General features: G+C 33.0%; 19 protein-coding genes and 1 other RNA gene. 8 read left to right on the forward strand and 12 right to left on the reverse strand.

Going from position 1 to position 19,452, the window contains the following annotated elements; genetic code table 11:
- Nucleotides 1-372: 372 nt before the first annotated feature.
- From ACFX5D_RS06640 to ACFX5D_RS06655, 4 genes are all read left to right on the forward strand, one after another.
- Nucleotides 373-2,073, forward strand: coding sequence for a CheR family methyltransferase (locus tag ACFX5D_RS06640; protein WP_379857446.1), 1,701 nt, complete (start codon nt 373-375; stop codon nt 2,071-2,073).
- A gap of 5 nt (nt 2,074-2,078) precedes the next feature.
- Nucleotides 2,079-2,261 (forward strand): hypothetical protein, encoded by a 183-nt coding sequence (locus ACFX5D_RS06645; RefSeq protein WP_379857447.1) that lies wholly within the window; start codon nt 2,079-2,081, stop codon nt 2,259-2,261.
- A 25-nt stretch (nt 2,262-2,286) separates the two neighbouring features.
- The gene (locus tag ACFX5D_RS06650; protein WP_379857448.1) at nt 2,287-2,643 is read left to right on the forward strand and encodes a PAS domain-containing protein; all 357 of its coding nucleotides are present in this window, start codon (nt 2,287-2,289) and stop codon (nt 2,641-2,643) included.
- Nucleotides 2,644-3,331: 688 nt separating this feature from the next.
- Nucleotides 3,332-5,476 carry a response regulator gene (locus tag ACFX5D_RS06655; RefSeq protein WP_379857449.1) on the forward strand — a complete coding sequence of 715 codons (2,145 nt, stop codon included), beginning with the start codon at nt 3,332-3,334 and terminating at the stop codon, nt 5,474-5,476.
- Nucleotides 5,477-5,567: 91 nt separating this feature from the next.
- Here the strand turns inward: ACFX5D_RS06655 and ACFX5D_RS06660 are convergent, their stop codons facing one another.
- The 8 genes from ACFX5D_RS06660 to ACFX5D_RS06695 form a co-directional block, all read right to left on the reverse strand.
- The gene (locus ACFX5D_RS06660; RefSeq protein ID WP_379857450.1) at nt 5,568-6,314 is read right to left on the reverse strand and encodes an LOG family protein; all 747 of its coding nucleotides are present in this window, start codon (nt 6,312-6,314) and stop codon (nt 5,568-5,570) included.
- 148 nt (nt 6,315-6,462) lie between these two features.
- On the reverse strand, nt 6,463-6,762 hold the full coding sequence (gene trxA, locus ACFX5D_RS06665) for a thioredoxin (protein WP_379857451.1): 300 nt from the start codon (nt 6,760-6,762) through the stop codon (nt 6,463-6,465).
- A gap of 11 nt (nt 6,763-6,773) precedes the next feature.
- Nucleotides 6,774-6,989 (reverse strand): hypothetical protein, encoded by a 216-nt coding sequence (locus ACFX5D_RS06670; RefSeq protein ID WP_379857452.1) that lies wholly within the window; start codon nt 6,987-6,989, stop codon nt 6,774-6,776.
- Nucleotides 6,990-6,991: 2 nt separating this feature from the next.
- A complete protein-coding gene (locus ACFX5D_RS06675; RefSeq protein ID WP_379857453.1) occupies nt 6,992-7,816 on the reverse strand; it encodes a methyltransferase domain-containing protein in 825 nt (274 codons plus the stop codon).
- On the reverse strand, nt 7,813-8,022 hold the full coding sequence (locus tag ACFX5D_RS06680; RefSeq protein ID WP_379857454.1) for a YgaP-like transmembrane domain: 210 nt from the start codon (nt 8,020-8,022) through the stop codon (nt 7,813-7,815). The genes ACFX5D_RS06675 and ACFX5D_RS06680 overlap by 4 nt, the downstream gene beginning before the upstream one ends.
- A 109-nt stretch (nt 8,023-8,131) precedes the next feature.
- Nucleotides 8,132-9,544, reverse strand: a complete 1,413-nt coding sequence (locus ACFX5D_RS06685) for an MBL fold metallo-hydrolase (RefSeq protein ID WP_379857455.1) — start codon at nt 9,542-9,544, stop codon at nt 8,132-8,134.
- A 79-nt stretch (nt 9,545-9,623) separates the two neighbouring features.
- Complete coding sequence (locus ACFX5D_RS06690; protein ID WP_379857456.1) at nt 9,624-10,412, reverse strand: sulfite exporter TauE/SafE family protein; 789 nt, start codon at nt 10,410-10,412, stop codon at nt 9,624-9,626.
- A gap of 72 nt (nt 10,413-10,484) precedes the next feature.
- A complete protein-coding gene (locus tag ACFX5D_RS06695; protein ID WP_379857457.1) occupies nt 10,485-11,117 on the reverse strand; it encodes a Crp/Fnr family transcriptional regulator in 633 nt (210 codons plus the stop codon).
- A 331-nt stretch (nt 11,118-11,448) separates the two neighbouring features.
- Here ACFX5D_RS06695 and ACFX5D_RS06700 point away from each other — a divergent pair, with 331 nt between their 5' ends.
- Entirely contained in the window at nt 11,449-11,760 is a 312-nt protein-coding gene (locus ACFX5D_RS06700; protein WP_379857458.1) for a rhodanese-like domain-containing protein, read from the forward strand.
- Nucleotides 11,761-11,819: 59 nt separating this feature from the next.
- Nucleotides 11,820-13,400: an NADP-dependent glyceraldehyde-3-phosphate dehydrogenase gene (locus ACFX5D_RS06705; protein ID WP_379857459.1), complete on the forward strand. Its 1,581-nt coding sequence runs from the start codon at nt 11,820-11,822 to the stop codon at nt 13,398-13,400.
- A 100-nt stretch (nt 13,401-13,500) separates the two neighbouring features.
- Here the strand turns inward: ACFX5D_RS06705 and ACFX5D_RS06710 are convergent, their stop codons facing one another.
- A complete protein-coding gene (locus ACFX5D_RS06710) occupies nt 13,501-14,412 on the reverse strand; it encodes a DUF6268 family outer membrane beta-barrel protein (RefSeq protein ID WP_379857460.1) in 912 nt (303 codons plus the stop codon).
- A 279-nt stretch (nt 14,413-14,691) separates the two neighbouring features.
- Here ACFX5D_RS06710 and ACFX5D_RS06715 point away from each other — a divergent pair, with 279 nt between their 5' ends.
- Complete coding sequence (locus ACFX5D_RS06715; RefSeq protein WP_379857461.1) at nt 14,692-15,411, forward strand: hypothetical protein; 720 nt, start codon at nt 14,692-14,694, stop codon at nt 15,409-15,411.
- Between the two features lie 282 nt (nt 15,412-15,693).
- Nucleotides 15,694-16,146, forward strand: coding sequence for a hypothetical protein (locus ACFX5D_RS06720; protein ID WP_379857462.1), 453 nt, complete (start codon nt 15,694-15,696; stop codon nt 16,144-16,146).
- A 505-nt stretch (nt 16,147-16,651) separates the two neighbouring features.
- Here ACFX5D_RS06720 and ACFX5D_RS06725 read toward each other — a convergent pair.
- From ACFX5D_RS06725 to ACFX5D_RS06735, 3 genes are all read right to left on the reverse strand, one after another.
- Nucleotides 16,652-17,503 (reverse strand): EamA family transporter, encoded by an 852-nt coding sequence (locus tag ACFX5D_RS06725; RefSeq protein WP_379857665.1) that lies wholly within the window; start codon nt 17,501-17,503, stop codon nt 16,652-16,654.
- Between the two features lie 129 nt (nt 17,504-17,632).
- Nucleotides 17,633-18,029: a transfer-messenger RNA gene (ssrA, locus tag ACFX5D_RS06730) on the reverse strand.
- A gap of 96 nt (nt 18,030-18,125) precedes the next feature.
- On the reverse strand, nt 18,126-19,337 hold the full coding sequence (locus ACFX5D_RS06735; RefSeq protein ID WP_379857463.1) for a serine hydrolase domain-containing protein: 1,212 nt from the start codon (nt 19,335-19,337) through the stop codon (nt 18,126-18,128).
- Nucleotides 19,338-19,452 lie beyond the last annotated feature (115 nt).

The following is a 19,452-nucleotide window of genomic DNA, read 5'->3' on the forward strand; positions in this document are numbered from 1 at the left end:
AATCGATTTGGTTTTTTTGTCGAAGCAAACTAATTTTTTTAAATTGCAGAATTGATTGATTTTTTTATAAAATTAATTTATGAAATTTCATCTTTGATTTTGTAACTATAATTAGACCTGCTTGAAAATTCTAAAAACTCCCCATTAATTTTTTTCTTAGATTTCTTTAATATTTTATTGCTAAATATTTTAATTTACGACAAAAAATCTTTAGAAAATTAATAATCCTTGTAAGCGAAAGGTCTTCTTGTCTCTTGACTTGAAATAAAGAAATAAACTCCTAGTAAAAAGGTCGTTCAACTAAAGTTTGTAATGAAATAAAAGGAAATTATAAAAGCGTAGACGGTAGAGATATAAAATTAGAATGAGATAATGAAAATTAAGGAAAACAATCAAATTTTATTACAAAAAGATAAAATTTTAAAGATAGAGCAGAAACGTCAGGAGCAAAATCAACTCAATGACTTTCCTGTTGGGGGTATTGGAGCATCAGCTGGTGGGCTGGAACTAATAGAGAATTTTTTGAAAAACATTCCGGAAAATAGCAGTCTGGCATTTGTCGTTATTCAACATCTTGACCCTAATTATATTGGAGTTTTACCAGAAATTTTGCAAAGAGCAACGCCCATGGAGGACATACAAGCTACTGACCAACTTAAAATGAACCCAAATTATGTGTATGTGATTCCGCCCAATAAAAGCATTGGTGTAATTCTTTCCGGAATGGGCTCTAATGGAAGTTTAGGAATTAAAACCATAAAAGAAAATAATAGTTTAGTATTAGTTCAGGAATCAGTAACGTCAAAATTTGATAGTATGCCAAGAAATGCAACTGAATCCGCATTGGCTGATATTTTAGCCCCAGCAGAAGAATTACCATCTAAACGGACTAATCTTCTTAAGTATATTCCGCCAATTAAAAATAAAATCGAAAATACGGATAAAAGTAGTTTTGATAAAATTTTAATTTTGTTGCGGGAACAGACCAGACATGATTTTTTATTGCACAAGAAAACGACCTTAATAAGCAGAATTGAGAGAAGTATGGGAGTTCACCAAATTGATAAAATTGAAAACGTTCATTTTTTAAAAGAAAATCCTAAAGAAGTAGAATTCTTCAAAGAATTATTGATAGGAGGTAACAGTTTTTTTCGAGATCCCGCAGTTTGGGAAAAACTTAAGACCATAGTTCTTGCTGAGCTGATAAAAAGTTTGCCAGATGGATCTGTAGTAAGAGTTTGGTTTACAGCGTTCTCTACAGGTGAAGAAGCCTATTCTTTAGCTATAGTTTTCAAGGAGGTTTTAGAGAATATACGAAGTGAAAGAAAGCTGTCATTACAAATATTTGCCACAGATTTAGATGTTGATTCGATTGATAAAGCGCGAAGAGGTTTTTTTACTTCTAATATAGTTGCAGATGTTTCTGCAGAGCGAATCCACAAGTTTTTTACTGTGGAACCAGGTCAGTATCGTGTAACAGCAGCAATACGAGAGCTACTTGTCTTTGCGCCTCATAATGTAATTAGAGACCGACCCTTTATCAAACTCAACCTGTTGATGTGTTGTAGTATGCTGATATATATGGAACCACCATTTCAAAAAAAGCTTTCGAAATTATTTAACTATAGTTTACTTCCCGGTGGTATAATGGTTTTAGGTTCAGCAGAAACACTAGGGCAAAATTCGGAAGGGTTTAAAATACTTGATTCCAAATTAAAATTATTTAAACGTACCCAGTCATCTATTTCATACGAATTAACTGATTTTCCAAGTTCCTTTTCACACACTAAAGTAGACGTAACTGAGAATAAATTAGAACCTAAAGGGGTTGAAAATATACAGATTCTTGCAGATCAAATTTTGCTTCAACGTTTTGCACCAGCGCGTATTTTTGTAAATGAAAAAGGTGATATTTTATATATTACTAGAAGAATCGGCAAGTATTTAGAACCTGTTGTAGGTAAGGCAAACTGGAATATTCATTTGATGGCAGGTGAAGGTTTGAGAAATAAACTGCCTGGGGCATTCCGTAAAGCGTTGAAAAGTAATGATCCGGTTATACTGCGAAATTAAAAAAAATGGGAAGTAACGGCGATACTAATTTTGTTGCAATCAAAGAGCAGCGCATTGAAACAACTGAGCCGATAAAGGGGATCGTAATGATTGTATTTACTGACATCGCTGCAAATAAATCAAATGGAAGAATTAGATACATCTGTAAAAGCACAGGAACGAGAAGCGAAATTGAAGCAAATAATTGAAGACTAATAAAACTCTCGGGAAGAGATGCAAACATCACAGGAGGAATTGAAATCCATTAATGAAGAATTGCAATCAACTAATGAGGAATTGACTACCTCTAAGGAAGAAATGCAAAGTCTAAACGAAGAATTACAGACCGTTAACGCGGAACTTCAAAATAAGTTAAGTGACTATGACCAAGTAAACAACGAAATGAAAAATTTGTTGAACAGCACCGAAATAGCCATTCTTTTTCTGGACAAGAGGATGAATATCCGCAGATTTACTGATGCAGTAACTAACATATTTAAAATTAGGGTTACTGATGCAGGAAGGTCTTTTACACACCTCGTCAGTGATTTAAAATATCCTGAAATGCGTACTCCTATGAACAATTTATAGAAAAGGCGATTTGGGAAATAGGTTCGCTAAAAGATATAGTGGCTAATAAAGATAAATTTTCAGAATTACAGCATAAGAGATTCGTGCGCTATGAAAATCGGCCGCTTAAAACAGCTGATGAGCTAAAGATTAGTGTAGCGTTTATAAGTACCATGTATTCATTGAATGATAAGAAGGTTCTTCAATGTGTTATTCGTTATATTGCTGATAATAAAGTAGTTGAATATGTATTGACTTTTTTGGAAACCCGTTATCATCATCTTTTTGAGCGCGCTTAAGAGGCATTTTTTTTATTGGTGGGGGAACCAGAAAAATTTCGAATATGAATCAGTTTTTGGTTAATTTATAGAGGTATCCAAAAGAGCAATTTATGGAGAAACCAATGTGGAAAATTGATTTTTTTTAAAATTTGGTTGACAATAGAGACAAATTTGAAGAATTAGAAAAGAAAGAATCTGTTGCTTATAAAAATTTACAGATTGAAATGAATATTGGTCAAAACATCGCAATTGAGTTTTCATGCAATATTTACGCAATAGAGGATCGTAAAATAATACAATGTTTTATTCATAATATGGTGTGAACAATAAACGGTTGAAGGGATCGGGAAAAGCATATACAAATTAATTTAATTTCCGAAATAGCAATAAGTTAGCATGAGATTATTTGTTTAAAAAAAGCTAAAAAAATGGAAAATTTTAAAAACAAATCGAAAGTCTTAACAACTCTGAGACAAAAAGCAGCGAAATTGCTAGAAAAAAAACAACTAGTAGAGTCTGATTCGATTTTCTCACAAGCGGAAAATTTGAAGCTAATTCACGAATTAGAACTACATCAGATTGAGCTCGAATTGCAAAATGAAGAGCTTCTATTAGCAAAAGAACAGGCCGAAATAGCAATCGATAAATATACCAAATTATATGACTTTGCACCTTCGGGGTATTTTATACTTTCTGAAACAGGAAAAGTTCTTGATGCCAATCTTACGGGCTCCAATATGCTGGGGAAAGTACGTTCGAAATTAATAAACAGTCAGTTTGGATTTTTTGTTTCAGATGATACAAAAAGTGTTTTTAATAAATTTTTAGAAAAAACCTTCAAAAGTAACATTAAAGAATCGTGTGAAGTCAATCTATTACCAAATGACAAATCAGTTTTTTATGGTTTTCTTAGCGGTTGCGTTTTTGACGGCGGAAATCAATGTCATATAACGGTAGTTGATATAACTGAACTTAAGTTAGCGGAATTAGCATTAAGAGAAAGCGAGGAACGCTATAGAAATTTACTGAATAATTTTGATGAAGGTATTCTTGTTCATGATATAGGCACTTTTATTATTATGAGTAATCCTAAGGCGGCAGAATTGCTTGGACTAAGCGAAGAGCAAATGAGAAGAGGATTATTATTTGACTCTGAATGGAAATTTTTAGATGAAAATAATACTCCCTTGCCAATTGAAGAATATCCGGTAAATCAAATTTTAAGCACTGGAAAATCCCTCAAAAATTTTATAGTTGGAGTTAATAGGCCCCTCACAAATGATATTATTTTGCTTTTAGTCAACGGATTTCCTGTAACGAACAATAATAATGAATTAACGGAGATAGTGACAAGCTTTATTGATATTACCGATATTAAGCTTTTGGAAAAAGAATTAATAAAAGCCAAACTACAAGCGGAATCTGCGAACAAAGCTAAATCAAATTTTTTAACCAATATGAGTCATGAAATTAGGACTCCATTGAATGGAATTATAGGTTTTACGGATTTGTTAATGAAAACAAATCTTGATAATAATCAAGCGGAATACATAAATATAGTCAATGAATCTGCCATTATTTTAATGGATATAATTAATGATGTTTTAGATTTTTCTAAAATTGAAGCAGGTAAACTAGAATTAAATATTGAAGAAGTTGATCTTTTTTCACTAGCACATCAAGTGATTAGCCTTTTTAAACATCAGGCAAATTTAAAAAATATTGACTTAATCTTAAATATAGAGTCAGATGTGCCTCAATTCATCTATGCCGATTCCGTTCGTTTGAAACAAATCATTGTAAATTTGATTGGTAACGCGTTAAAATTTACTCGAGTAGGCAAAATTCAATTAGAAATTAAAGAAATAGCTTCTTCCTCAAAAAAATATGCTACTATTAATTTTTCAGTCAAAGATACTGGGATAGGGATAAAACACCATAATCAAGAAAAAATATTTCATTCTTTTGTTCAGGAAGATACATCAACCACCCGAAAATTTGGAGGTACAGGGTTAGGATTGGCCATTTCTAACCAATTGTTGGAATTAATGGGAAGCAAGTTAAGTCTAAATAGCCTTTATGGTAGAGGTAGTGATTTTAATTTCTCAATCGAATTAAAAAAATCAAGCAAGAAACGAAATCTAAAAGCCGCAGTTTCAGATGTAATCGAAAAAAATATAGAATCGGGAGTTGCGAGCCATAAGCAGAGCAAAATATTGATTGTGGAAGACAATAGAATTAATATGCTGTTGGCCAAAAAATTAATAAAAAGAATAATTCCTAATTGTATAATTTTTGAAGCTTCTGATGGAAAAGAAGCTATAAAATTATATAAAAAAGAGAAACTAGATATCATTTTAATGGACATACAAATGCCGAAAAAAAATGGTTTTGAAACAACACTTGAAATAAGAAAATTAGGTCATTCTGAAGACCCACCCATAATTGCTTTGACTGCCGGAATATTTGTTGAAGAGAAAGAAAAATGTTTGAATTCAGGAATGAATGACTATATTTCTAAACCCATTATTCAGTCTGAATTAGAACAAATTTTGCATAAATGGGTGAAATAAATTATTAAACAGGAAACATTGCCAAGTAATAGTTACCAATGGAATGACTATTAATCAGGTATGTAAAAGATTTATTGATGAGGTAATTCAACTATTTTTTTCTTTTTTCTACGAACCACCATTTTGATTTATAAGGTTGTTTTTTTAAACCAAATTTTTTAATGGAGTGTTTTTTAATATGGGCTATCAAATCTTCCACAGAATCAGTAATGAATAATAACTTCATGTCTTCGCGACTTATACTTTCGTTGTCCGACATTATTTGAATATGGTGAGAAAGTTCTTTGTGATATAACGAATCATAAATTACAACTGGAAAACTATTGATTATTTTATTTTGGATTAGCGTCAGCGCTTCAAACAATTCATCCAAAGTTCCTAATCCGCCAGGCATTACAACAAATCCATATGAATATTTTATCAAAATAACTTTTCGCACAAAAAAGTAAGGGATATAAATCCATTTATGCAGATAAGGATTTGGTTTTTGTTCGATGGGCAGCACAATATTGCATCCCACGGAATATCCACCCGCTTCATAAGCACCCTTATTTGCGGCTTCCATTATGCCGGGTCCGCCACCAGTCATAACGGTAAAACCAAGTTTAGCTAGTGCTGCCCCAATTCTGACTGCATCTTGATAATGGTTTGTTTCGGGACCAAAACGGGCAGAACCAAAAACAGTAACACAGGGACCAATAAAATGCATTTTGCGAAATGCTTTAATAAAGTTGTATTGTACTTTAAACGTGAAAAGTAAGTTTTTAAAATGGGATAGTGGTTCTCTTACAAATGAAGATTCGGATTTTGAAAGTCGGTATTTCGGTTGGTTTTCCATACTAATTTTGAAGATAAAAAAAAGAATTCAGCTTTTTTTTACACAATTATTAGGTCTTAATCCGCCGTTAAACGCCAGTAAAAGTTTGAATTTAGAGGCGTAGAAGTTATAGCGCAAGTCCTGTAAGAACAATGTACAAAGTAAGTTGCTAGTTACTTTTTTCTAATATAATTTTAATGATATCTTCTTTGTTTAGAACTCCGGATTGTCTCCATAACTGTTTGCCGTTTTGAAATAAAATCATAGTTGGGACACCACGAACTTGGTATTGAGAAGCAATTTGTTGATTTTTGTCTACATCAATTTTTATAATGGAAATGCGATCTCCCAGACTATCTTTTACTTCTTTCAAAATAGGTCCAAGCATTTTACATGGCCCACACCAGCTTGCAAAAAAGTCTATTAAAACAGGCTTATCTGATTTGATTATAGTATCGAAATTACTCATCTTTAGTGTTTTTATTGTTTTGGAATAGTGCAGCCATTAGAACTGCAACCTAAATTTAAAATCGCCTGCAAGAAAAAAAATACCCCAAAAGCGATGAACATCCATTCTCTAAGTATAAAAGCTTGGGTAAATAAAAATAGAGAGAACGCTAAACGTACCCAACGCATAACATGCCAATTAGAAAATACTAATTCTTTCCAATTATCTGCACTAAAATTTAATTTCATATTTATTCAATTTTATACTTTTCATCAAAGGAAACTGCATTTTGAAGTGTTTCGATTGCAATTTCATTTTTACTGACTATTAACACTTCAGCAAAATCATTGGTCATGCTTGTATTTAATATTCCGTTAATTGTTGCAAACTTTTTAGTAACTGCTTCCATGCAATCCCTGCAAGTAATGCCACTAAATTTATAAAGGTTAATTTTGACTGCTTTGTTCTTTTTCAATTCGAAAAATAATTCCGAATTGGCTCTAGGCAAAATAGAATTTAGACAAACATCTATTTTCAAAAAGTCAAAAGCAACAGCGAAAAGCTTCTCATATTCTTCTTTGCTTCCGCCAAAAGGGGGACTTACTTCAAATGTTCTATTAAAGAGTAACCCTGCCAATTTTCCTTCATCAACCAAAAGTTGATGCATTTTCCACACATATTTTTGACGCATAATAGGAGGCAGAGCACAGAAAAAAGTCTGCTCAATAATTAAGTCATATTTTTCTTTGTGTTCAAAAAAATCCCCTAATATAATCTGAATATTTGGGTTGTTTTTGAACTTGTCTTTCAAAACCCCAACCAATGTTGGCGCAATATCAATAACGGTGATATTGGTAAATCCTTTTTGCAAAAGGTATTCTGCTTCATAGGAATTGCCACATCCTGGAATTAAAATGCTACTGTTTTTATTCTCTAGTTCATCTATATAGGTTTTTATGGGTGGAGATATTAGTCCCAAATCCCATCCCGTTAACTTCGCTTTGTATTGTGCTTCCCAATAGGTTGCATCAAGCGGTTTTTCACATGAAACAACACAACACTGTACCTCTTTCATTCTATAATTTTTTTGCGGGTTGAAATCCTGAAAGGCATATACAATGGGCAAACACTAATAAAACTGGTTATTATAAAAATAATTGCAAATGCACCTAAAATTAGCGCAATTGTACCACTGATAGTATTGGTTAAATACAATACAGCTATTAAAATTGCTAAAGCGATACGAATAATTCTGTCGGTGGAACCCATGTTTTTTTTCATTTGGATATAAATTTAACGCATTAAAATTGAGTAAAAACCTATAGTAAATTTAAGATATAATTTTTTGATATCCAGTTATTTTCGCAGTAATTATACTAAAATGTAGTCGCTAAAAGACTTTGCTTTGACATACAAAATCAGTTTTTGGTAAATCAGTTTTTGCTATAGCATTAAATCCTCCTTCTATTTCTGTAAAATTCCTGAAACCACGCGCTTGTAAGATTGAAGCGGCAATCATACTGCGGTAACCACCTGCACAATGCAAGAAAAAAGGTTCTTTAGGATTGATATCTTTTACCCATTCATTTATGCTCGCCAAAGGTTTACAGTAAGCTTCTTCAACATGTTCCGCACAATACTCGCTTTCTTTGCGGATATCTACTACTTTGCTTTCACCAATTTTGACTTGTTTAGCAAACTCTTCTGCGGTAATTCGGTGTACAGTGTCGATTTCTTTTCCTGATTTTTTCCAAGCGTTAAAACCGCCTTCCAGATGGCCAATTAAATTGTCAAAACCTACTCGGCTTAATCGAGTTACAGACTCTTCTTCCTGACCTGCTTCTGTAACAAGAATAATTGCTTGTTTTACATCGGCAACTAAACCACCTACCCATGGGGCAAAATCACCTTCAATGCCTATGTTTATAGATTGTGGGATAAAGCCTTTGGCAAAATCTCCATTTTTTCTGGTATCTAAAATCAAAGCGCCAGTTTCTTCAACTACAGCTTCCAAATCGTTTACGGGAATGGCTTTCATTCCGTTATGTAGAACGCTGTCAAAGCTTTCGTATCCTTGCTTGTTCATTGCTACATTCATCCCAAAATAGGGCGGAGGAGGTAGTAATCCCTCGGTCACTTCTTTGATGAATTCAGCTTCAGTCATATTAGCTCTCAAAGCATAATTGGACTCTTTTTGGTTGCCAATAGTCGAAACGGTTTCTTTACTCATGTTTTTACCACAAGCACTTCCTGCACCATGGGCTGGATATACAATTACATCATCGGGCAAAGTCATTATTTTTGTTCTTAACGAATTGAATAAGATTCCGGCTAATTGTTCCTGAGTCATGTGAGCCGCTTTTTGGGCTAAATCGGGTCTTCCTACATCCCCAATAAATAAAGTATCCCCAGAGAAAATAGCATGTTTTTTTCCGTTCTCATCTAGTAATAAGTAAGTCGTGCTTTCCATGGTATGGCCTGGTGTGTGCAATGCTTTTATTTTGATATTTCCAATTTTAAATTCCTGACTATCTATTGCTATTATTGCCTCAAATTCTGGATTGGCAGTTGGGCCATAAACAATTGGTGCTCCCGTTGAATTGCTTAAGTCAACATGCCCAGAAACAAAATCAGCATGAAAATGAGTTTCAAAAATATATTTAAGGTTTACATTATCACGTTCTAATCGGTCTAAATAGGGTTGTATCTCGCGAAGCGGATCTATAATGGCCGCTTCACCATTTGAAGTTATATAGTAAGCACCTTGGGCTAGACATCCTGTATATATTTGTTCTATCTGCATGATTTTATAATTTAAGATTCTTATACAAAGGTAATTCTTGTATCTGATTTTATAAGTGACTATTGTTACACAAAGTGTTTTATTTAAAAAGGATTTCTTTGAAAATAATGTATATTCCCGTGACTAATATAAACCAACCAAATATTGGTTTGAGTTTGGCTCCGTCAATTTTCTTTGAAAGTTGGATTCCAATTACCATTCCTACAAAGGCAATACTGGAAATCACGAGTAAAAACGAATAATTAATAGGTGTGCCAATGTATAAATCGCCAGCAAAACCGATACTTGAATTAATGAAAATAATAAGTAGTGAGGTTCCTACGGCTTGTTTCATTGGTAAATTAGCAAAAAATAAAAGAGCAGGAATGATTAAAAACCCACCGCCAGCACCTAAAAAACCAGTTACAATTCCCACTATAAATCCAATTAGTCCCAATTGTGTGTAATTTGTTTTTGGAGGATTCGCCATTGCTTTTCTTTTTCGAATCATCGATATAGCTGCAGTCATCATAAGTACCGAAAAAACAATCATTATCAAGAAATTTTTTGAAACTTGATAGGAAGCGATAGAGAAAATTGTAGAGGCTATTTTGGGAAAAATTACTTCGCGGATAATCAAAATAGAAAATACGGAAGGAATAGCGAAGTATAGCGCTGATTTTATTTTAAGGTTTCCCATTTTATAGTGACTGATGCAACCAAATAAAGCGGTGATTCCCACTATGAATAAAGAATAACTTGTGGCTAATTCCGGTTCGATTTTAAATAGGTAAACTAAAATGGGTATGGTGAGAATAGATCCGCCACCGCCTATTAAACCCAGTGAAAGTCCGATAATAATTGAAGCCAAATAACCTAAATATTCCATCTTTAATTTTTTATTGCAAAGATTGTTACTATGATTTTTATAAACAGTAACATTTATCACATAGAACAATTTTTATGTCAAAAGTTCAATTTGATTGCGATGTAGTCGAACTAATCCTCTTTGCTCCATCTTTTTTAGCAAGCGAGAAATAACTTCTCTGGAAGTATTCAATTCCGTAGCAATTTCTTGATGCGATAATTTCAAATCTTTGCAACCGCAAGCCTCTGCGTGACGTTTTAAATAAAACTCTAATCGCTCATCCATGGCTCTAAATGCGATGCTGTCTAACACTTCCAATACTTCCTCAAAGCGGGTGCGGTAGGTAAATAGGACAAATTCATACCAACTACGATATTGCATCATCCATTTTTCCATCAGGGAAAGCGGGATCATTATCAATTCAACATCTTCCACCACTTTTGCCATAATCTGACTTGTTTGACTTCTAGTTGCACATATCATTGAAACTGCACAAGCTTGTCCAGGTTGTAAATAATACATAAAAAACTCCCCTCCATTTTCTCCTTCACGATATATTTTAATCTGACCTTTAGTAACTAAAATCGTGTTGTTTATATATTGACCTGTACGCATGATTACAGCACCAGCTTTATAAGATTGATGAATTGCATTCGTTTCAATCTCATCTATAAGATCGTCTGAAAATGATGGAAATATTTTTTTTAGATTATCAGAATCATGCATTGCAAGGTATTTTTTTAAATGTATTTGGTTAAAAAAGGAACTGTTATTTTGAAAAATAATGAAGATAAGTATTGTAAAAGTAAGCTAAAAAGTTAGTTATTCAGGTGAACTATTTAATTGAAATTTATACTTAGAAAGAAAGAGTTTTAGAAGAAATTAGTTCTATTTCCTATAGATTTAATGGACTAAATTTTAATAATTTCGTAAGTAAAAATGTAATTTGCTGATTATTAGTATTTAACGAAAACGTTTTCTTTGAATTATTATATAATTTAATTTGGGACTGTTTATAGTTATTTAAAAACATCGTATTTTTACAAAAAACATCATCATGAATTTAACACAAGAAGATTGGATTTCTCAGCTCGAAGCAGATGAGAATGCAGTAATACTAGACGTAAGAACAGAGGACGAATACAATGACGGAATTATAACAAATGCCATAAATATTGATATTCATTTGGGACAAGGTTTTGTAAATGAAATTGAAACGTTAGATAAAAGTAAAAATTATTATGTCTATTGTCGTTCTGGAGCAAGAAGCGCAAAAGCCTGCGAAGTTATGAATGAACTGGGTATTGAAAATGCCTATAATTTAACCGGGGGAATTTTGGCTTGGAACGGTGATATTGTTGCACCATAAAACGGAGTAGCGTATAAATCTGCCTATATTTTAATACCAAAAAACAAAAACGACCTACAATGAATGCAATACCAGAAGAATTTCAGATTACAACGTTATTAAATCAAGATACATATTTAGTTAATGGTGAATTAAAAAAATGGGAAGGCCAAACTTCGGCTGTTTTTTCTACTATCTCATCAACAGAGAAGTATGAGCCTACTATACTTGGATCTATTCCTTCTATGGGAGAAAAAGAAGCAATTGAAGCAGTGGAAGCAGCATCTGCAGCTTACAATAATGGTCAAGGATTGTGGCCTACAATGAAAGTTGTGGATCGTATCAAATGCATGGAAAATTTTGTCACTCAAATGAAAACGACTCGAACAGAAGTTGTAAAGCTTTTGATGTGGGAAATTGGTAAATCTTTGGGAGATTCTGAAAAAGAATTTGACAGAACTGTAGAATATATTTACGACACAATTGATAGCTACAAAGAATTAAATGCACGAAGTGCTCATTTCTCTAAAGTGCAAGGTATAAATGCTATGGTTCGTAGGGGACCACTTGGTGTTGTATTGTGCCTAGGCCCATATAATTACCCGTTGAACGAAACTTTTTCGTTGCTTATTCCGGCATTGATTATGGGTAATCCTGTAATTTTTAAACCGGCTAAACATGGTGTTTTATTAATTTCTCCTTTGTTAGAAGCATTCAGAAGCAGTTTTCCTGCCGGAGCAATCAACATTGTATACGGCAGAGGACGAGAAGTAGCGTCGCCTATTATGAAATCAGGAAAAGTTGATATTTTGGCTTTGATTGGAAACAGTAAATCGGCGATTGCTTTGCAAGATCAACATCCAAACAAAAATAGATTACGTTTAGTACTAGGTTTAGAAGCAAAAAATCCTGCTATAATCCTTCCGGATGCCGATTTAGATTTGGCCATCCAAGAATGTATAGCTGGTTCATTATCATTTAATGGTCAACGTTGCACCGCCTTGAAAGTCTTGTACGTTCATGAATCAATAGCCGATGAATTCAATAAGCGTTTTGCTGCCAAAGTAGATGCACTGACTTTTGGAAATCCATGGGATAAATCAGTATTTCTTACTCCTTTGCCAGAAAAAGAAAAACCAGCTTATATCCAAGGATTGATTGATGATGCTACAAGTAAAGGAGCAAAAATTATTAATGAAAAAGGAGGGGAGCATACTGAGAATTATATTTTTCCAGCAGTTTTGTTTCCCATAAACAAAGAAATGCGTTTGTATCATGAAGAACAGTTTGGTCCAGTTGTGCCTATTCTTTCTTTTAAAGACATTCAGGAGCCTTTAAACGATATGGCGGAGTCTAATTACGGACAGCAAGTAAGTTTGTTTGGGAAAGACATTAAAACCATTGCGCCGCTTATTGATACTTTAGTGAATCTTGTTTGCAGAGTAAACTTGAATAGTTCTTGCCAAAGAGGACCTGATGTTTTCCCCTTTACAGGAAGAAAAGATTCAGCAGTGGGAACTTTGAGTATCCACGATGCATTGCGTTCGTTCTCTATCAGAACTTTTGTAGCTTCTAAAGACAATGAATATAACAATGCCATTTTGCAAGAATTACTAAATAGCAAAGAATCTAATTTTATCAATACAGATTATATTTTGTAATCTTTTTTTATTAAAAAATTGAAGCCGTCTCATCTTTTGAAACGGCTTTTTTTATTGGACACTAGTATTAATTGTTGACAGAAAAGCTTTTAAAAAACGTTTATTTTTTAATGGTGCTCAAATCAAAACGATAGATGGCTTCTATCTTTAAAAGGATAGTGTTTGATTTGTCTTCGAATAATCGGGTGCGATTATCTCCAAATTTTAATGCTAGAATTTGTAAATCAAGTTTTTGATCTATCGGATACACCCTAAACTGGTTTAAAGAATATCCGAATTTTAGACGTAAAAGGATTTTATTGTCGAAAACGCTTCGTTGCACATAAGAAGAAAAATCTATTGAATTATTTTCTACATAATTGGAACGGACATTATCGGTTGTAAGTTTGTAACTGTTTCCATGACCTAGAAAATCAATACCTATTCTTGTTTTATCAGTCAGACTATAATTGATATCGGCATCGTTTGGCATGAAGAAATTCATCTCAAATCGTTTGTTCGGACTATGATAATAGAGGCCAAGAATTGGAACCATAGATAAACCATAAGCTTCTGTACTGCCATAAAGTCCAAAACTATAACCAAAGTTTTCGTCTCTTTTATACTTTAATAACGCCAAACCACCCAGGTAAATATCTTCATTGCTTAGATTGATATAATCGGAAGCGACTTTTGGGAGAAAAAGATATATTTCGCTCCAGTGTTCGCCGTGGCTTATTCTTAAACCAGCTCTTAAATTTGTTGAATATAGATTATTATTGTTGGCATCAGGAAATAATTGTAAATTATAGCTGCTAAAATTTACGCCAGTGATAGCTGTATATTTTTCATTTAAAACAATAGGTAAAGTAAGATTCGTTTGAAATGTAGATATGAGGGTAGTAACAAATGAATTTTCAAAAGTAGTTTTTTGGGATTTTCCATAATTTACGGAAAATAGATCTATATATTCTTGAGCGTTACATAAAAAAGGCAGTATTAATAATATCAATTGTATTATTTTTTTTTTCATTTTATAAATTTTGATATTATTTAATTACTCAATATTCATTCTTAAAATTAATAAAAGAAACCCTAATCCGTTTTAAACAAAAGAGATAGTGATGATTAATCATCCTAATTATTTGCGAATATAATGATATTGTTCTTCTGTAAAATTGGTATTTAAAGAATTCAGTGAATTATACAAGTAGGCGAAAAATAATTTTGCGTCTAAAATAAATAGTAAACACCTGATTATCAGTATTTATCGTTATATTTACGTAATAAAAACAATTTAAAAAATAATAGTATGAAAAACATTGAAAAATTTTTAAAACCAGTTTTGATAGTATTTTTGGTCGCTTCATTTTTATCTTGTAAAAACAAAAAGACAGAAAAAATAGAAACTGAAGAGACAATGCCTAAGGATACTGCTACCGCTGTTGCAGTATTTGAACCTTTTAAAGTGATGGTAATTAAGCACAAAGTAGCTGATTATGATAAATGGAGAAAAGAATACGATGCTCATGATTCGATACGAACGGCTTATGCTATTTCACATTATATGGTAGGAAGAGGAACAGATGATGCCAATAAGATTGTGACAGCAACAAAATTTATCGATTTGCAAAAAGCGAAAGATTTCAGCGCACTTCCATACCTAAAAGAAGCAATGAAAAAAGCAGGAGTGATTAGTAAACCTGAATTTTCTTATTATGAGGTGATACGAAATGATGATACGCCAATTGACCAGAAAGATAGAGTGATGGTTACACATAAAGTAAAAGATTTTGATGTTTGGCTAAAAGTATACGATGCCGAAGGAACTGCTAAAAGGATGGAAGAAGGTTTTATTGACAGAGGATTAGCTCGAGGAATAGATGATCCGAATATGGTGACCGTAGTGTTTGCTATCACGGATATGAAAAAAGCCAAAGAAAATATAAAATCTGAGGCAAAGAAAAAGCTAATGGTGGATGCCGGAGTAGTAGGCACTCCAGAAATATTTTTTTATAAAGTAATGGATTAGTTTATAATTTTCATATATATATATATAAAGAAACTATCTTGTTTTTAGGAATAAGATGGTTTTTTTATGGAATTTAAGTTTTTTGAATAAAAAAAAATCGTTTACCGCATCCAGCTACGGTTTAGTTAGCCTTGAAAGGAAACAAAAAAACGGTTGTAGAATGGAACAGCAATAGTTGCCTTCAAGAAAATTGGATTTAACCCACTAACCAAATGGTAATTTATTCCCAAATCCGAGCAATGTATACAGAGGTTAGCAGTAACTTTAAACAAAAAATAAAACATGAGCTTATCTGATAAATTTGAAGAAAAAAATAACACTGTTATAAATCCCGTAATCTCAGAACTGGATGCTTGGGTTGGAATTTTATATGCTTGTATTTCCGCTGACAATCAAATTAAGGATTCTGAAACAGTATCATTATCCAAATTGTTATATTCTAAAGAGAAATTTGTTGGAATTGATATTTCACCGCTTTATGCCAAATCGTCCCTTTTAAAAACGGAACTTGGACAATTAAAATATATTACTGCTTGTTGTGAAGTAATTAAAGAAGATAAAGAAACGTTATTTGCCCTTGCTTTGGAAATTGTAATTTCTGACGGCTTACTCGGGGAAGAAGAAAAAAGCATAATTGAAGTTTTATCAAAACAACTTAAGATAGATGCCGGAATGGCCAGCAAAATTATAGAAGTTATATTTTTAAAGAATAAAGGGAATATAAAAAAAATATAAAGTACTGGAATTCTAAAATAAACAGAGAAATCAAACAGAGGATTTCCGTCGGGTAATTCTCTTTTTTCATTTCTGAATTCGTTTATATTAAATTAATTGCTTAATTTAGGATGTTCAAAGTAGGAATTAACGATACAATCATAGTGTACCATTTTTGGTTATCTTTAAAATCACTGAATCATAAAAAAGAAAATCAAAATAGCAAAAAGCCACATTCACGAAAGACTGCATCGGGAGCCTTACTTTACGCATCCCAGATTGAAGTTTATTCCTAATATTGTTATAAACTTAGTTAGTTTCATGCTTTCCTTTGCCTTGGTAGGCACTTTGCTTTATTTTCTCCTCAACTATTTAATTAAAAAGTTTTACCATTTGGATTAATTTTGGTCACTTCCAATTTAATACTAATTATCGTGATCTAAAGTGCTACAGCTAATTTTGTAAGTTTTTTGATATAAAAATTTTACAGAATAGTTCTAGTTGTAATACGAATTTTAAAAGATATCTATTTTTTACTTCTAGAAGTAATTGTAGATCCGGCAGAAGCGATTACAACAAAAAAGACAGCCAAAATCTCATTAAAAGTTAGGTATTCATGCAGAAAAATAAGTCCAAAAATTGACGCTGCTGCAGGTTCTAAACTCATTAAAATACTAAATGTTCGGGCTGGTAGCTGGCCAAGTGCTTTCATTTCTAAAGTAAAAGGAATAGCACTTGATAAAAGGGCGAGTGCAATACCTAAAGAAAAAAGTTTTGGTGTGAGACTAGTTAATCCATTTCCCATAACTCCAAAAGGAACAATAAGTACTGCGGCAAAAAGCATACCTGTTGCAACGGCATCACCACCTTTCATAATTTTTGAAATTTTCCCGCCTAAAATAATATAAGCAGCCCAAAGTCCTCCTGCTAAAAGTGCATATAAAACTCCTAAAATATCTATTCCATTACTTGACCATGGAGCAATCAAAACAATTCCAGCTGCTGCAAGCAGTACCCAAAAAAAATCAATTAAGCGTTTTGAACCTAAAACGGCTACTAATAGTGGGCCTATGAATTCTAACGTTACCGCTAGTCCAATTGGAATCCGCTCTATTGCGAGGTAAAAAACTAAATTCATTGCTCCCAAGGATAAACCGTATGGAATCACAAATTTCCATTGCTTAGGGGCAATCTTCAACAGATTTGGTCTATAAACCGATAACAAGATTAAGGCGGATATGCCAATTCTCAGGGAGGCGGTTCCGGCAGCACCGATGGAAGGAAAAAGACCTTTCGCGATTGCTGCCCCAGACTGAACGCTAATTATAGCGATGAGCACAGCAGGTATTGGAGGAATATTGATTAATTTATTTTTCACAGAATAGTTCAAATATAGGGAGTAAAACTACAAAATTTATAATTGTGTCGGTATTGCTATCGTCAATTATAAAGATGGTTTTAATAAAAATAAAAAATCCATTTTACTGGCAGTAAAATGGATTTTTTAAAGTGGAGTCGCCGAGAATCGAACTCGGGTCCAAACAAGCAACTAAAAAGCTTTCTACGCGCTTATTTCCTGATTGAGTTTTCGATATTGTGCTAGGCCAGAAACAGCCACACTATACTTATCTTCTTAATTTCGAAATCCACCCGAAGCTTATAGAAATCTAGGTTTAAATTTACGATTCACCTATATCGACCGCTATAAACCAAAGCTTTCGAGGTAAATCCTGCTTTCCTATCTAATAGGAACGAGGCTAATCTTACTATGATTCAGATTATGCAGCAAGAGCGTAGTTTCCTTCGCCGTGTAAGTGTTTTGAGACCTTTTATTAACGAGAATTGTCCCAGTTCTCGACGTGCTTACTTTTCAATTCGACTTGCTGTCAAAACCAGTCGACCCCTTTTTTTATTATTTCCCAAAATTTAATTTGAGTTTGCAAATGTATTCTATTTTAGTTGAATTCTGCCATTTCTATTTAGAATATATTTATCAAAAATCATTCCTCTTTTTCTCCCTTGCCCAATGGGAATGGATAATCACCAAATAACCTAGATAGCTTCCTGACCTGATAAGTTCTTGTTGTGAATTTATTAGACAACGCTATAATGGTAACTTTCTCTTTTTGCAAAGTAACATATGATGATGTATTACCATGCCACCAACCGTTATGGAAATAAAAATTTTGTCCTGTTTTCCAATTTATTATTCGAATACCGAGACCGTAATTCTTTTCTCCTGCGCGTTCATTGCTGTATCCCTCAAAAACTTCTTTGAATAACTTTGGATTTAAAAATACTCCGGAATTTCTTGCTCTGTCAAATTTTAATAAATCTCGGGGCGTCGAATAAATGTTTTTATCCCCGTAAACGGCATCTAAATAATCTTTACCTATTTCGACTCCATTTCCCTTATAGGACGGCGCAATAGTGTCTTTATCTCGTTCGTAATCAAAGACATAAGTATTTTTCATTCCTAATGGTTTGAAAATAATTTGTCTCATTGCTTCTTTGTAGGGAAGCTTGGTTATTTTCTCTATTATCAATGCCAACATGGCATAATTAGTATTGCAATAGCTGAAGCGCGTGTCTGTTTTAAACTCCAATCCAATATCTTTAGTAGCCATGATAGTTAAAATATCTTGATTAGTCAGTCTGTTATGTCTGTCCCATACCGTTTTATCGCGATCTGTAAAATAGGCGTAGTTCCTCATTCCGCTTCTGTGGTCCAAAAGGGTTTTTATAGTAACATCAGGATAAGGAAATTCTTTTAGGATGGTATTTACCTTTTGATCTAAATCAATCCTCTTCGCATTAATTAGCTTCAAAACTGCAGTTGCAGTTAGTACTTTGCTCACAGAGGCCAAGTGAAGTGGAGTAGTACTTGTTATTAATCTTTTGTCTCTTTTATTGGCATAACCCTCGTAATTTTCATAGATTATTTGACCATTTTGAGCAACAAGAAAACTTCCATTTGCACTATGATTGGGCCACGTTTTATTATAAAAAGATTCTACTGATCTTTTTTTAGAATTAATGTATTCAGCCGTTAATTTAGGATTTTCATTCGTTAAAGGTTTCATTTTAGGCAAGGTACTCTTGGGTAGTTGTGCATCGCTTATTTGTACTTTTTTCTTCTCTTTTGTACAAGAACTCAAAACTAATGTAAGGATGAGTATTTGTAGTATATTTGCGTTTTTTATAAAATTCATTTCTGTAGTGCTAGAAAGGCAAATATATAGAATCAATCTCTGTTGATTTATTTTTTTTCCAAAACCTTAACACTATTTTATCACTGTCTTGCATTAGCCGTTTTCTATCTTTATG

Origin of the sequence: Flavobacterium fructosi, assembly GCF_042787335.1 — a bacterium.
GTDB classification, from domain to species: domain Bacteria; phylum Bacteroidota; class Bacteroidia; order Flavobacteriales; family Flavobacteriaceae; genus Flavobacterium; species Flavobacterium fructosi.